Source organism: Dysgonomonas sp. HDW5A (genome assembly GCF_011299555.1).
Lineage (GTDB): Bacteria > Bacteroidota > Bacteroidia > Bacteroidales > Dysgonomonadaceae > Dysgonomonas_A.
The window spans coordinates 3,190,333-3,204,900 of the sequence record NZ_CP049857.1; the positions used below are offsets into that span (position 1 = coordinate 3,190,333).

The window sequence follows — 14,568 nt, forward strand, 5'->3', positions numbered from 1 at the left end:
AAATAAACTATATTATAAGATTTAAAGATGAAAAAAAAGTATTTATTAGGAGCTTTCCTGGGTTTATTACTTAGTTCTCCAATTTTTGCACAAAGCAATATTGGTGCAGACTATTTGAATACCGGAGAGCTAAAAGTGGCTAAAGAAATTTTTGAAAAGCAAATAAGTCAATCTCCGGCTGAAGCTTATTATTACTTAGGTGAAGTAGCTTATCGTGAGGGAAATATGGCAGAGGCTAAAGCTAATTATGAAAAAGGATTGGCTGCATCACCTGATTTTGTACTTAATAATGTTGGCTTAGGTAAACTTTTGTTGAAAACTAATCCAAAAGAAGCAGAAGATCAATTTTCTATAGCACTGAAGCAAGATAAGAAAAATGTAGCTGTACTTGTTGCCATAGCTCGTGCTTACTTCGATAATAATATGAAAGAGAAAGGTGATGCGAAGTTAGCTGACGCAAGAAAAGCTGATAAAAAAGCACCTGCTATTTATATCTTGGAAGGAGATTTAAAGGCTAAAACAAATGTTGGAGAAGCTGCAGGAAGCTATGCGCAAGCATATACTTTCGACCCTGCTTCTGCTGTTGCTTACATTAAAACGGCTCAGGTTTATGAAAATGTAAACCCAACACTAGCAGTTGAAATGTTACAAAAAGCTATTGAGATCAATCCAAACTATACATTAGCTTATAAATACTTAGGAAGTATATATTCGCACGGTGGACAATATGAACAAGCTATTGATGCATTCCAAAAATATTTTGCACAAGGATCTTATGATGTAAATGATTTGACCCGTTATGCTGCTGCCTTGTATTTTACAAAAAAATATGAAGAGGCTAAAAAACTAATCAATGAAGGTATATCTAAAGAACCAAACAACTTCGTATTGAACCGTCTTTTGATGTATAGCTACCTTCAGTCTAAAGATTATGTGGATGGATTGGCTGCAGCTGAGAAATTCTTCTCTTTAGATAAAGGTGATAGCGAGTACATTGTACAAGATTTTATGACTTACGGTGAATTGTTAAGCAAAAATAATCAGTTAGATAAAGCTTTATTGCAATACGATGCAGCTATTAAATTAGATCCATCGAAATCAGCTGTTTATAAAGATATAGCTATTGCTTGTGCAGATGCAGGTCAATATGCAGATGCTGCTAAATATTACCAAGAGTATGTTGACAAAGCAGATGCTGCTGTATTAGAAGCTACAGACTTCTTTACATTAGGTCGTTATTCTTATATGTATGGTAGTGCTGCTCTAAAAGATGCAGATCCAGCTATTTCAGCTGCGGGTAAAGAATCTTTGCTTAGAGCAGATAAAGCTTTTGCTACAGTAACAGAAAGAATCGCTGATAGTTATTTGGGATATTTCTGGAGAGCACGAACAAATGCTTTGCTAGATCCTGAAACAACTCAAGGATTGGCTAAACCATATTACGAACAAGTCGTAAATATAATAGTAGGAAAAGCTGATGGAAGCAATCCAAGTGAATTGTTGGAAGCTTACCAGTACTTGAGCTATTATTATTATTTATTGTATGATAAATCTAAGAGTGCATCTGATAAAGAACAAGTGAAGCTATACAGTGAAAAAATGTTGGAGTTAGATCCTGCAAATACAGTTGCTCCTCAATTGTTAGAAGCTATCAAATAAGATTTATTTATCTTAATATATAAAAGATTGATACATAATTTTGTATCAATCTTTTTTGTTTCAAGAAATAAACATATCTTTGTATCAGTTTACGGTGGATAGATTTGTACGATTGCAACCACAAGAAAAAATGCTAAAATAAATTATTCTTCATTTTTTTCTGCAACACTACATTTTGCTCCTCTTTTATTTTAATCAAAATAAAACTTAAGAGATATGAGTTATTTATTTACATCGGAGTCCGTTTCTGAAGGACATCCAGATAAAGTAGCAGACCAAATTTCGGATGCATTATTAGATGAGTTTTTGGCTTACGACCCCAATTCGAAGGTGGCGTGTGAAACTTTGGTAACAACCGGTCAGGTAGTACTAGCCGGAGAAGTAAAATCCAAAGCATACGTAGATGTGCCGGAAATTGCACGTCATGTAATCGAGCGTATTGGTTATACCAAAAGTGAATATCAATTTGAAGCCAAATCATGTGGTGTGCTTTCTGCAATACATGAGCAATCAGATGATATCAACAGAGGAGTTGATAAAAAAGCTGACCCAATGGATCAAGGTGCAGGTGATCAAGGTATGATGTTTGGTTATGCAACTAATGAAACAGATAACTATATGCCGCTGGCTTTAGATTTATCTCATGCACTATTACTTGAATTAGCTGCGATCCGCAAAAATGAATTGGCTTTGATGCCATACCTTCGTCCGGATGCAAAATCACAGGTTACCATTGAATATGACGATAACGGAACACCTTTGCGTATAGATACTATTGTTATCTCTACTCAGCACGATGATTTTGGCAGTGATCAGGAAATGCAGGATTTGATTCGTAAGGATGTGATCAACATATTAATTCCCCGAGTTAAAGAAAAATATAAATTCCGTGAAGATATAATCAGTCTTTTTGATGAAAATATTACCTATCACGTAAATCCTACAGGTAAATTTGTAATTGGAGGCCCTCATGGCGATACCGGATTAACAGGTCGTAAGATTATTGTTGATACCTACGGAGGTAAAGGTGCTCACGGAGGAGGGGCATTTTCAGGAAAAGATCCATCGAAAGTAGACCGTTCGGCTGCTTATGCTAGTCGCCACATCGCTAAAAACTTGGTCGCAGCAGGTGTTGCTTCAGAAGTATTGGTTCAGGTGTCTTATGCTATTGGAGTAGCTAAGCCTATGAATATATATGTAAATACTTATGGAAAAGCCAATGTTAAGCTTTCGGATGGTGAAATAGCTAAGATTGTAGATCAATTGTTTGATATGAGGCCTAAAGCTATAGAAGATCGTTTGAAGCTTAGAAATCCTATCTATTCTGAAACTGCTGCATATGGTCATATGGGACGTGAACCTCAAGTGGTAACTAAAACGTTCAAATCAAGATATAATCCTGAGCCAATGGAAAAAGAAGTTGAATTATTTACCTGGGAAAAACTTGATTCAGTAGATCTTATTAAAAAGGCTTTTAAACTGTAATATCTACAGCGAAATAAGATGATCGAAGCCTTTAGGCAACTTTAGGTCTTAATAATAGTAAAAATGTAATGCATCCTTGATGATTTTATCTCAAGGATGCATTGTTATAACTATCTTTGTGGCGAATTTAAAATTTGATACGATTGGATCCTGAGTTAGCAACATATTATGTGATAGATAGCTTAAAGATTGTAGAAGCCAAAAAGGATTCTGCAATCCATCAGTCGCTATTCGGATTCGAAAAAGATACGAGTCTTTTTTTCTCAAAGACTCATGTAGAGGCTCGTCAGAAATTGACAACAGAGCGCCTTCAATTAAACAATGGCCATGCAGGTGTAAGCAAGGTATTTACTTTAGAACAAGATGATGGAGTACTAGCTCTTTTGGTGCTTTGCTTTCTTTTATTTACACGTATATTTAAAGGTGGCTTTACTTTTTTTAAAGAAAATAGCCGATTGTTATTCTCTACGCGTGAAAATCTGAATTTATTTAGTGAAACTACAGTGACTGAGTTCTGGTTTAATTTCATTCTTATTTTTCAGACAATATTACTTTCATCTATTATTCTATTTGATACTTTTTTGGAATCGGATGAGTATAAACTGCCACAGCACAGCTTTTATACTATTGTTCTGTTTATGTTAACTATATTTGCATTTCTTCTTTTTAAGTATCTATTATATAAAATATTAGGCTATCTATTCAATTCTCAGGACCAAGTCAAAATCTGGCTGAGAAGTTGTACGATAGTTTTGTCGATGATTGGTATTATTGCTTTTGTGCCTACCTTGATGATGGTATATTCGCAGAGTTTCCATAATTATTTGCTGATATTTTTTCTTATACTGTTCATTATATCACAGTTGATACTTTTTTATCGCATTATTACTTTTTTTTTACGAGAGGATGTTAATTTTTTCTTTTTGATTGCCTACCTTTGTGGCGTGGAAATTATACCTTATATTATTTTGTATCAGGTATTGGTTTATTTGTATAAAGTTGATCTAATTGGTTTATTATGGCTTTGAAAGTAAAAAGAGTGCTGATCTCTCAACCGAAACCAGCAACAGAAAAGTCGCCTTATTTCGATATTGCAGAGAAATATAATCTTACAATCGATTTTAGGCCTTTCATAAAAGTTGAAGGTCTTGATGCTAAAGAGTTCAGGCAGCAGCGTATTAATATTCAGGATTATACAGCAGTAGTCTTTACTGCTAAAGTGGCTATTGATCATTTCTTTTCGTTATGTGAAGAGTTGAGAATAACAATGCCCGAAACAATGAAATACTTTTGTATTTCGGAGGCTGTAGCTCTTTATTTACAGAAATATATTGTATATCGTAAACGCAAAATATTTTTCAGTACTACAGGTAAAATGGACGGTTTGGCTCCTTCGTTAGTAAAACACAACAAGGACAAGTTCATAGTACCCGTATCGGATATGCATAACGACGAAATGACTAATGTCTTAGATGATAAAAAAATAGCTTATACCAAAGCTGTTATGTATCGTACAGTTAGTACCGAATTTACTCCTGACGAAATTAAGCAATATGACATGCTTGTGTTCTTTAGTCCGCTAGGAGTATTGTCTTTATTTAAAAACTATCCGGAGTTTGTACAAGGTGATATTGCTATCGGTAGTTTTGGTGCCACTACAGCGAAAGGTGTACGCGATGCGAATTTAAGACTTGATTGTGAAGCTCCCTTACCCGGTGTTACTTCTATGACAGCTGCTTTAGAGGCATTTATAAAAGAGAACCATAAGAAAAAATAAAAATTTCAGTCTTTTTTATTGCTAGGATCGGTATAGCATTCAAACAATAGTTGTGATGCTACGACTTTGCGAAAAATAGATTAATATAAAGAGAAGAGCTTGATTTTTTAGTATAAAAGATCAAGCTTTTTTAATAATAGCGATTTATTAATAGAGAATGAGTGATGAATTTATAGATAAAGAATTGGGGCGAATCTCGATAGTTCGAAATGTTCGTGCAAAAAGTGTCATTGCCCGTCGTAAATCGGATTTTATCCAGCTTACCGTACCTGCCAGATTTTCAATGAAGCAAATATTGGAAGTCTTTGATAAGATGAAGCCACGTCTTGAATCTTTACCTCAGAAACCCGTTATAACCTTTTTCCCGCAATCTACTTTTAAAACTTTCAGCTTTTCTTTAAATCTTGAACTTCGAAAAGTACAAAACTATTACATGAGTCTTAAGGATGGAATATTACATATAGCATGTCCCGAAGGTATTGATTTTAATGATAGCCAAGTACAGGATACAATCAAGAATTATGTGGAAAAGGCTATGAGATACGAAGCCAATCGGTTGTTTCCTAATAAATTAGCAGCTTTGGCAAAGCAATATAACTTTACATATACTGACCTTAAAATAAACAAGAGCAGGTCACGATGGGGGAGTTGTTCTTCCAAAAAATCAATTAATCTCTCTTATTTCTGTAATCTCTTACCCGAATATCTTATTGATTTTGTTATACTTCACGAGCTTTGTCACACCATCGAAATGAATCATGGTGAGAGGTTCTGGAAACTATTGGATAGTGTAACAGATGGAAAAGCCAGACAACTAACTCTTGAGTTGAATAAATCGCATGTACATTGGTAAAACTGTAAACCTTTTAGGGAAACAGTGTTAGTGATCATGAAAAAGACTTATAAATTAATATTTTTACATCCTACTTTTATCCGTTCAAAGAATCTTTTCCAAAACAAAAAGGTAACAGATCGCGTATAGAATCTACCTCATATATATGATTTTCTCCATACATGATTATTTGAATAGGCGTGTTGTATCTGTTTTCTACTTCAACAAGTACTTGTCTGCACGAACCACATGGAGCACAAATGTCTTTCGTGAAGTTTCCTTTTGTTTTAGCAGCTATGGCTATTGCTTTAACCGCCAAATCAGGATAATGGGCATTAGCATAGAATAACGCAGTTCGTTCGGCGCATAATCCCGAAGGATATGCAGCATTTTCTTGATTGCTACCAGTGACTATAGTGCCATCCTCAAGAAGCACTGCAGCTCCAACATGGAAGCCTGAATAGGGTGCATATGCTGAATTTGAAGAATTTTTAGCTTTTTCTATTAAATCTTTCTTCTCATTTGAGCATTCTATTAAACTATAAACTCTTACTTTTGTAAGTAATTCTAAACTTTCCATCAATTATTAATGTTTATTGAGTAACAGTAAGTATTTAATGCAACATGGTTCAATGGTAGATGCCAGTTGTACTTTACTACTTACCAAAGTAATAAAAAGGTCAGAGACCTTATATAGTAATCAAAGATATAAAAAATAGAGATGTCATACATATTTGAAAGAAAAGGTATTTTAAAATTACTGGTTTTAGGAATATTACTAGTATTATTTCCGTACACCACGATGGCTGCGGATAAAAAGAGGAATACACTATATGATGATTATATTGAGAAATATAAAGACTTAGCGATAAGTCATATGAAAAAATACAGAGTTCCGGCTAGTATTACTCTAGCTCAGGGATTATTGGAATCGGGTGCGGGCAGAAGCTCATTAACTGTGAGATCGAATAACCATTTTGGAATAAAGTGTCACAACGGATGGAAAGGAGAGTCTGTTATTGCTGCCGATGATACTCCAAACGATTGTTTTAGAAAGTATAAGAAGGCAGAAGATTCTTTTGATGATCATTCTCGTTTTTTGAGTGAGAAAAATCGATATAGCCAATTATTCTCTTTGGATATTACTGATTACAAAGGGTGGGCTAGAGGTTTGCAGCAAGCCGGTTATGCTACCGATAGGGCTTATGCAAATAAGTTGATAAAGCTTATTGAAGATTATGAGTTATATAAGTATGATCAAAAAGGGGGAGGAAAACGCCATGTGGAGAGAGAAGATATTCAAATAGTTTCACCCGTATCAACAGGTGTAAGACATACTCCTTACAAAACTAATGGATTGGTATATGTTATAGCTCAAAGTGGTGATACATATGCATCCATAGCAAGTGAATTTGGATTCAAACTCAAAGATCTGTGCGAATATAATGAGGTGCCGGCAGATTTTCCATTACAAGAGGGGGATCTGATTTACTTCCAGAAAAAGAAGAAGAAGGCCGATAAACCCTACTATGAGCATGTTGTGCAAGTGGGTGAGTCTATGTATAGTATCTCTCAATTATACGGAATGAAGGTCGAAAATCTATATAAAAAGAATAAAAAAGATTTTGAATATGTACCTGTTGAAGGTGATATTTTGAGATTGAGATAATATCCAATTGCTAGATTAAATAAAAATAACCGTTCAATAAATTATTGGGCGGTTATTTTTATTTTAAACAGAATGAGTCGTATCTGCTTATTCAAACTTATTAACAGATTCGAATATTCATTGCTATAAAATGTTGGAAATTCTCTTGATAGGACATATTTCATTATATTTGCAGCCACTAACTAGAGGTGTGATTATTAAATTAAAAACTATATAAAAAGGAATGTCAGTAATTTTTATTACCTATAACAGACGTTTACTGGATCAGGTAGAATTAGATGCTTCATTTATTTGTCCGAAATGTGGTTCCGATAAATGGCTGCTGGATACTGTAGAAACAAAAACTTCTGTTTTATTAGGAAGTATGACGCTCGTGAAAGCTGTTGTTGTATGCAAAGGGTGTTCAAAAAAGATAGCAAAAAAATATCACAATACAGATATCCTTCAATTAGCAGCCAGTAAGGAAAAAGAATTTAAACCTTCTTTTTTGAAGAGATTTGGACTTATTATTCTATTGCTTACTCTTTTTATAGGAATAGTATCTTATGCGACTATTGATGCGGTTTTAGATCATAATAAAGTCGTAAAAGATGCTAAAGAGAATTTTTCTAAAGCGTATGGTGAGGAGGCCAAAAAAGCATGGTTAGAGAATATTCAACAGGGAGATTTTATCCTTTGTAATAATAATTACTATGATCCGGCGATAGTTTTTCAAATAAAAGAATTAATGCCCGATACTCTTATTTTGACTGAGTTTGAACAAACCGTATCTAGGGATGATTTTGAAGACCTAAACAAGTTGAATCAATTAGAATTAGGAACGGGTAATTCTCGTGAGATAAAGATAAGTAGAAGAAATTTTAACCGAAATATTATTGAGTTAGATAACGATAGTCGTAATAACTTGATGATACAGCAAATAAGAAAGAAAAAGTAGGAAGTAAAGCAAATAGTTCTGAGAAATTAAATATAAAATATATGTCAGTAGAAGATAAAAAAATTATTTTTTCGATGATTGGGGTAAATAAAATTTACCCTCCTCAGAAACAAGTATTGAAAAACATTTACCTGTCGTTTTATTATGGAGCCAAGATTGGTATTATCGGTCTCAATGGATCAGGTAAATCGAGCTTGCTTAAAATTATAGCAGGTATTGAAAAAGAATTTCAAGGCGAGATCGTTTCTGACAAAGGATATAGTGTAGGTTACTTGGAACAAGATCCAAAGTTGGATCCGACTAAAACCGTAAAAGAGATTGTACAGGAAGGCGTTCAACCCATAATGGATGTTTTGGCTGAATATGAGGCTATCAATGAAAAATTTGGTTTGCCCGAATATTATGAGGATGCCGACAAAATGGATGCTTTATTTGCTCGTCAGGCTGTTCTTCAAGATCAAATAGATGCATCTGATGCATGGAATCTTGATAATAAGCTGGAGCGCGCTATGGATGCTTTACGTTGTCCGCCCGAAGAGCAATTGACCGAGAATCTTTCGGGAGGAGAGAAACGTCGTGTGGCACTTTGTCGTCTGTTGTTACAAGAGCCCGATGTATTGTTGCTTGATGAGCCTACCAACCACTTGGATGCAGAATCTATCGACTGGTTAGAACAACACTTACAACAATATAAAGGTACAGTTATCTGTATTACTCACGACCGTTATTTTTTAGATCACGTAGCAGGTTGGATTCTTGAATTGGATCGTGGTGAAGGTATTCCTTGGAAGGGTAACTATACTTCGTGGTTAGAGCAAAAGACCAAACGTATGGAGCAAGAAGAAAAGCAAGTGAGCAAACGCCGTAAAACCTTACAACATGAGTTGGAATGGGTTAGGATGGCTCCTAAAGCCCGTCAGGCTAAAGGTAAAGCTCGTTTGAACTCTTACGAAAGACTTTTGAATGAAGATCAAAAAGACAGGGAAGAAAAATTGGAGATTTTTATCCCTAATGGTCCACGTCTCGGAAATAAAGTAATAGAAGCTCATGGTGTATCTAAAGCTTATGGCGATAAACTACTGTTTGATGATCTGAATTTCTCGCTTCCACCTAACGGTATAGTTGGTATTATCGGACCTAATGGCGCCGGTAAAACAACTCTTTTCCGTTTGATTCAAGGATTGGAAACCGCTGATAAAGGTACTTTTGAAGTGGGTGAAACAGTCAAAACGGCTTATGTAGACCAGGCACACGAGTCGATAGATCCTGCTAAAACTGTTTATCAGGTAGTATCAGACGGTTCTGATTTTATCAGAGTCGGAGGTAAGGAGATAAACTCAAGAGCTTATCTGTCGCGCTTTAACTTTGCGGGTGGAGATCAGGAAAAACTTTGCGGTGTATTATCGGGTGGTGAACGTAACCGATTGCATCTGGCTCTTACTTTAAAAGCTGAAGCTAACGTATTGTTACTCGATGAGCCTACCAATGATATAGATATAAATACATTACGTGCTTTAGAAGAAGGTCTGGAAAACTTTGCCGGATGTGCGGTGGTTATTTCCCACGACCGTTGGTTCTTAGATCGTATTTGTACTCATATTCTTGCTTTTGAAGGGAATTCGGAAGTATTCTATTTCGAGGGATCGTATAGCGAATACGAAGAAAATAAGAAAGCTCGTCTAGGAAATGTTGAGCCAAAACGTGTGAGATATCGTAAATTGATGTAATCACATTTCTAAATTGTATTGCATTGAAGTTGTTGCCGAAATTAAAATCTATTTCTGGAGCAGCAAATAAAAAGGTCTATGACCAACCCAAAAACAGGAGATCTGTTTCTAAGTAATCTATATAGGAAGAGAGGAAGGGGCTTAAAGCCCCTGTTCTCACTATTAAAGATTGGAGTTTAGGTAAAATGAAAAGATTCGAATGAGGATATCCATCATATATAACTTAAGAGTTTTCCGTTTCATGATGATAGTACTTTTGGTGCTGTTCTCTAACCTCGCAATATATTCACAAAACACATCTGTGCAGGGAATTGTAAGAGACTCTGTAACTAACGAACCTATCGAATTTGCAACCGTACGCTTTGATGGAACCGATGTCGGAAAATTGTCAGATGAAAATGGAAAGTTTTCGATAAGTAACAACAAAGGAAGTAGTATAGTGGTTGTTTCACTCATGGGATATGAATCCCGAAAGATAACTGTTCCGCCACAACAAACGACTAAAATCGATGTAAAATTGAGAGCAGAGGGTGTGCAACTTAATGAGATAGTCATAAGACCCGAAAAAGAGAAGTATTCGAAAAAAGATAATCCCGCAGTAGAACTTATCAAAAAAGTAATAGAAAATAAATATAGTTATCTGATTACTAATCAGAATTATTATATGAATGATGAGTATGACCGCCTTATGTTTGCCATAAATGAATATAAAGCCGATAAGGGAATACTAAAAGGGCTTAAGTTTGCTTCGAAATATGCCGATACCTCTAAAATAGATAATAAGCCGATATTACCGATTTCGATAAGAGAGACACTTTCGAATGTTTATTATCGAAAGAATCCACAGGGAACCCGTAGGGTAGTAGTAGCACATCAGCGAGAAGGTCTTGATGAGCAAATGAATACCGAGTCGATGGAAACTATCATCGAAGAGATTTTCAAAGATGTAAATATTACCGATAATAATATAAATATGCTTTTTCAGGATTTTGTAAGTCCGCTAAGCAGTACTTCGTCCGTAAACTTCTATAAATGGTATATTATTGACACGGTGATGATAGACCAGAAGAAGTATGTGAATCTGGGTTTTGTACCATTCAATACACGCGATGTTGGTTTTATCGGGAATATTTATGTTCAACCCGAAGCTCCTTATGCCGTTAAGCGAGTATCTTTTCGTGTCCCTTCAAAAATTAATGTGAATTATGTGGAGAATATGCTTATAACTCAAGAATTTGAAGAGATGTCTCCTAACTTATGGATTCCGTTGAGATTTACTACGGCTATAGATCTGTCAATGTATGGTGCAGCCAAGTTTTATGTGGAAAAGGAAAGAACTTTTGAGAATTTCATGTTTAATCTTCCCGTTGATGCTGCATTTGGTACATCCTCTCCGATTGTATATTTGTCCGATTACAAAAAACACGATAAGAGTTACTGGAATTCTTCCCGACCTAAGATTGTAAATAAGGATTACCGTCTGGGAGAGATGATGGACGAATTCAGAGCTAATAAACTCGTTGATATTACACTTAAGACAATAGATATTTTAACCAGTCAGTATCTTCCGACAAATAGTAACGAGGAGAAAAATAAGGTCGACCTTGGAACGACTTTAACCTTCTATAGTTTTAATCATCTTGAAGGAAACCGTTTCAGGCTGACAGCTTCAACTACAAAAAACTTGCATCCTCACTTTTTTATGTATGGATATTTGGCATATGGAACAAAGGATGGTAAATGGAAATATTACGGAGAAGCTACTTGGTCTTTTAATCAAAAGAAATATCATAAAGACGAATTTCCCAGACATAACCTCTCGATTGCTCACAAATATGATGTAAATCCCTTAGGGCAAAGATTCTTGCAAGCTGAGCGTGATAATATACTTCTTTCGTTCAGGGCTAGAAAATACAATAATATGACCTATGACAGGATGACTGAGATAGATTATCTCCACGAATATCATGGAGGTTTCTCGTATAATATATATGGAAGAACGCATAATGAACAAGCTGCTGGAGAACTGAGGTTTCAGAGACGAAATGAAGAGGGGCTGTTGATTGATATGGGTAATCTTAAAACCACAGAAGCAGGAATAGATATACGATATGCTCATGGAGAGAAATTCTTTCAACAAAAACGCAGGCGTCAGGCCTTACCCTCCAAAGGATATACTATAACTTATTCTCATATAATGGGTTTCAAAGATGTATTGGGTGGGCAATTTAAATACAATAAGAGTTCTCTTTCTTTTGATAAAGAGTTATGGATTGCTCCTTATGGAAGGCTTGGATTAACATTGAAAGGTGAAAAAATTTGGGGTTCGGTTCCATTCCCATTATTATTATCGGCTAATGCCAATAGTTCGATTACTATTCAACGAGGTTCATTCTATATGCTTAGTCCTTTGGAATTTTTAAATGACTCGCAATTAACCTGGGATATTGATTATCGTATGGGAGGATGGCTTTTTAACCGTATTCCGGTTATCAAATCACTTAAATTAAGGGAGGTTGCCGGTTTTAGAGGTTTCTGGGGACATTTGACCAATGACAATAATCCCACTTATAACAAAGACCTTTTAGTATTTCCCGATAATGTGTATTCGATGGGAAGTACTCCTTATATGGAATATAGTGTTGGTATTGAGAACATATTTAAGTTCTTTAGAGTTGATTATGTGAAACGAATTAACTATCTGGATAATCCTGATATCGAGAAGTCAGGATTTAGAATAAGTTTTGAGTTTTCTTTTTAAATAAAAGATATAAGAATAAGAGCGGCAGTAATAAAAAATTACTGTCGCTTCTTTTGTCTTAAACTTATAGAGTGAGCTATACTTGACAGATAAGCTTATCGATTGTTATATTAAAGTAGCAATCTTGATTGTTTTTTATGGATGAAAACCCACTTTTTAATATCTTTGTGATGATTTTAGGGAGATCAGATTTATTGATATCTTTTATAACTGTAAATAGAGTATATAACTTAAGTTCGCATAACTATTTGTTGCTTCGGCAAGTTAAATAGCGATAGTTAGTTATATTCTTAAAATATATCATTGAATACTTTCTGTTACTTGATTAGATAATACAATATTAAATTCCGTCTTTTATTTAAAGTATATTTTGATATGCCAGATACAAAATACGATTGTGCTATAGTAGGGAATATTCCGGTAAAGCGTTTTGCTGATCTGATATTGGATATCGGAACATTCTTATTGGCATCGGGAGCTCATAGCGGGCGTGTGGAGAGCAATATCAGGCGTATGGCTCTTACCTGGGGATTTGATGTGAATCTTCAGCCTACATTTAAAGGTTTACTGGTAACAGTACGCAGTCATTGTCGCGAGGACGATACGATAACCATGTTTAAAGAATCGCCAACGCATGTGGTTCATTTTGAAGTGTTAACCAAAGTGAGTCATCTAACATGGAAGGTATATGAAGAAAACCTGTCTATTGATGAAACTGAAAAAGAATTTGATAAGATAAAGGCAATGCCTCACTACAATCCGTGGATTGTATCTATCGCAGTAGGATTGTCTTGTGCAGGGCTCTGTTTTTTATCTATGGGCGATGTCCTGAATGGCTTAACGGCTTTGGTTGGTGCATTTTTCGGTTCACTATTCAGATATAAAATTGCAGCTTTACGTTATAATCAGATGATCTCTATCAGTATTGCCGCTTTTATAACTACTACCATTACAGGGTTAGGTACTGTTTATAATATTGGAGATAATCCGCAATCGGCTATGGCAACCGCAGTGCTTTATCTTATTCCCGGAGTACCACTTATCAATAGCGTTATTGATCTGATCGAAGGATATCTTTCGTCGGCGGTAAACAGGGCTTTGTTTGCAGGTTTCATTCTGCTTTGCATTGCTGCGGGAATGACCTTGAGTATTACACTTATGGGGATTGATAATTTTAAGTTATAATCGAAAAAACTATGTATACAGATATACTACTATCCGTAATTCGCGATTTTGCAATAGCATGTGTCGTAGGAGTTTGTTGGGGTATTCTCTTTGGTACTCCCAAAAAGGTACTTATTGTTGCCGGATTATTGGGCGGAATGGGGCACTGTCTTCGTTTTATCCTTTTACAGATGGATTTCGGTCTTATTATGGCGACGCTGACGGGTTCGGTAGCTATTGGTTTTATTGGGATAGTTGCAGCACATCGAGTTGACAATCCTCCAGTGGTATTTACTATGCCTGCTTGTATAACCATGATTCCCGGAATGTATGCTTATAAAACGATGTTAGCAGGAATTAAGATTACCGATCTGAATGTTGCCAATGAAGATCCGTCTATTATTATTTCTATGGCACATAACCTTACGCTTACCATGTCATTGTTATTTACTTTGGCTATCGGTATTTGTATAGCAGCACTCTTATTTCGTAAGACGAGTGTCAAAGAGATGGAATTTGCCAAGAAGATCGAGCGAATAACGCATTTTACCAGATAA

The 14,568-nt window shown here is 35.4% G+C and carries 12 protein-coding genes; 11 read left to right on the plus strand and 1 reads right to left on the minus strand.

Annotation, left to right across the window (positions count from 1 at the left end):
- Positions 1-27 precede the first annotated feature (27 nt).
- From G7050_RS13380 to G7050_RS13400, 5 genes are all read left to right on the plus strand, one after another.
- Entirely contained in the window at positions 28-1,659 is a 1,632-nt protein-coding gene (locus tag G7050_RS13380; protein WP_166116258.1) for a lipopolysaccharide assembly protein LapB, read from the plus strand.
- Positions 1,660-1,875: 216 nt separating this feature from the next.
- Positions 1,876-3,144, plus strand: a complete 1,269-nt coding sequence (metK, locus tag G7050_RS13385; protein ID WP_166116260.1) for a methionine adenosyltransferase — start codon at positions 1,876-1,878, stop codon at positions 3,142-3,144.
- 134 nt (positions 3,145-3,278) lie between these two features.
- The gene (locus G7050_RS13390; RefSeq protein WP_166116262.1) at positions 3,279-4,172 is read left to right on the plus strand and encodes a DUF4271 domain-containing protein; all 894 of its coding nucleotides are present in this window, start codon (positions 3,279-3,281) and stop codon (positions 4,170-4,172) included.
- Complete coding sequence (locus G7050_RS13395; protein ID WP_185154964.1) at positions 4,169-4,921, plus strand: uroporphyrinogen-III synthase; 753 nt, start codon at positions 4,169-4,171, stop codon at positions 4,919-4,921. Before G7050_RS13390 ends, G7050_RS13395 begins: the two co-directional genes overlap by 4 nt.
- A gap of 157 nt (positions 4,922-5,078) precedes the next feature.
- Positions 5,079-5,774, plus strand: a complete 696-nt coding sequence (locus G7050_RS13400; protein WP_166116266.1) for a M48 family metallopeptidase — start codon at positions 5,079-5,081, stop codon at positions 5,772-5,774.
- Between the two features lie 76 nt (positions 5,775-5,850).
- On the opposite strand, the gene cdd is transcribed toward G7050_RS13400, so the two are convergent.
- A complete protein-coding gene (gene cdd, locus G7050_RS13405; protein ID WP_166116268.1) occupies positions 5,851-6,333 on the minus strand; it encodes a cytidine deaminase in 483 nt (160 codons plus the stop codon).
- A 141-nt stretch (positions 6,334-6,474) separates the two neighbouring features.
- On the opposite strand from cdd, the gene G7050_RS13410 reads away from it, so the two are divergent.
- The 6 genes from G7050_RS13410 to G7050_RS13435 all read left to right on the plus strand — a co-directional run bounded on the left by G7050_RS13410 (position 6,475) and on the right by G7050_RS13435 (position 14,568).
- Entirely contained in the window at positions 6,475-7,422 is a 948-nt protein-coding gene (locus G7050_RS13410; RefSeq protein WP_166116271.1) for a glucosaminidase domain-containing protein, read from the plus strand.
- Positions 7,423-7,645: 223 nt separating this feature from the next.
- The gene (locus G7050_RS13415) at positions 7,646-8,359 is read left to right on the plus strand and encodes a hypothetical protein (protein ID WP_166116274.1); all 714 of its coding nucleotides are present in this window, start codon (positions 7,646-7,648) and stop codon (positions 8,357-8,359) included.
- Between the two features lie 41 nt (positions 8,360-8,400).
- Complete coding sequence (gene ettA, locus G7050_RS13420) at positions 8,401-10,086, plus strand: energy-dependent translational throttle protein EttA (protein ID WP_166116276.1); 1,686 nt, start codon at positions 8,401-8,403, stop codon at positions 10,084-10,086.
- Between the two features lie 241 nt (positions 10,087-10,327).
- Positions 10,328-12,847, plus strand: coding sequence for a DUF5686 and carboxypeptidase-like regulatory domain-containing protein (locus G7050_RS13425; RefSeq protein ID WP_166116278.1), 2,520 nt, complete (start codon positions 10,328-10,330; stop codon positions 12,845-12,847).
- Positions 12,848-13,222: 375 nt separating this feature from the next.
- Positions 13,223-14,032: a threonine/serine exporter ThrE family protein gene (locus G7050_RS13430; RefSeq protein WP_166116280.1), complete on the plus strand. Its 810-nt coding sequence runs from the start codon at positions 13,223-13,225 to the stop codon at positions 14,030-14,032.
- Between the two features lie 11 nt (positions 14,033-14,043).
- Complete coding sequence (locus G7050_RS13435; protein WP_166116282.1) at positions 14,044-14,568, plus strand: threonine/serine exporter family protein; 525 nt, start codon at positions 14,044-14,046, stop codon at positions 14,566-14,568.

Coding starts and splice junctions, on each gene's coding strand:
- G7050_RS13430 (WP_166116280.1), top strand. CDS start 13,223: ATGCCAGATACAAAATACGATTGTGCTATAGTAGGGAATATTCCGGTA.
- metK (WP_166116260.1), top strand. CDS start 1,876: ATGAGTTATTTATTTACATCGGAGTCCGTTTCTGAAGGACATCCAGAT.
- G7050_RS13435 (WP_166116282.1), top strand. CDS start 14,044: ATGTATACAGATATACTACTATCCGTAATTCGCGATTTTGCAATAGCA.
- G7050_RS13380 (WP_166116258.1), top strand. CDS start 28: ATGAAAAAAAAGTATTTATTAGGAGCTTTCCTGGGTTTATTACTTAGT.
- cdd (WP_166116268.1), bottom strand. CDS start 6,333: ATGGAAAGTTTAGAATTACTTACAAAAGTAAGAGTTTATAGTTTAATA.
- G7050_RS13410 (WP_166116271.1), top strand. CDS start 6,475: ATGTCATACATATTTGAAAGAAAAGGTATTTTAAAATTACTGGTTTTA.
- ettA (WP_166116276.1), top strand. CDS start 8,401: ATGTCAGTAGAAGATAAAAAAATTATTTTTTCGATGATTGGGGTAAAT.
- G7050_RS13400 (WP_166116266.1), top strand. CDS start 5,079: ATGAGTGATGAATTTATAGATAAAGAATTGGGGCGAATCTCGATAGTT.
- G7050_RS13415 (WP_166116274.1), top strand. CDS start 7,646: ATGTCAGTAATTTTTATTACCTATAACAGACGTTTACTGGATCAGGTA.
- G7050_RS13425 (WP_166116278.1), top strand. CDS start 10,328: ATGATGATAGTACTTTTGGTGCTGTTCTCTAACCTCGCAATATATTCA.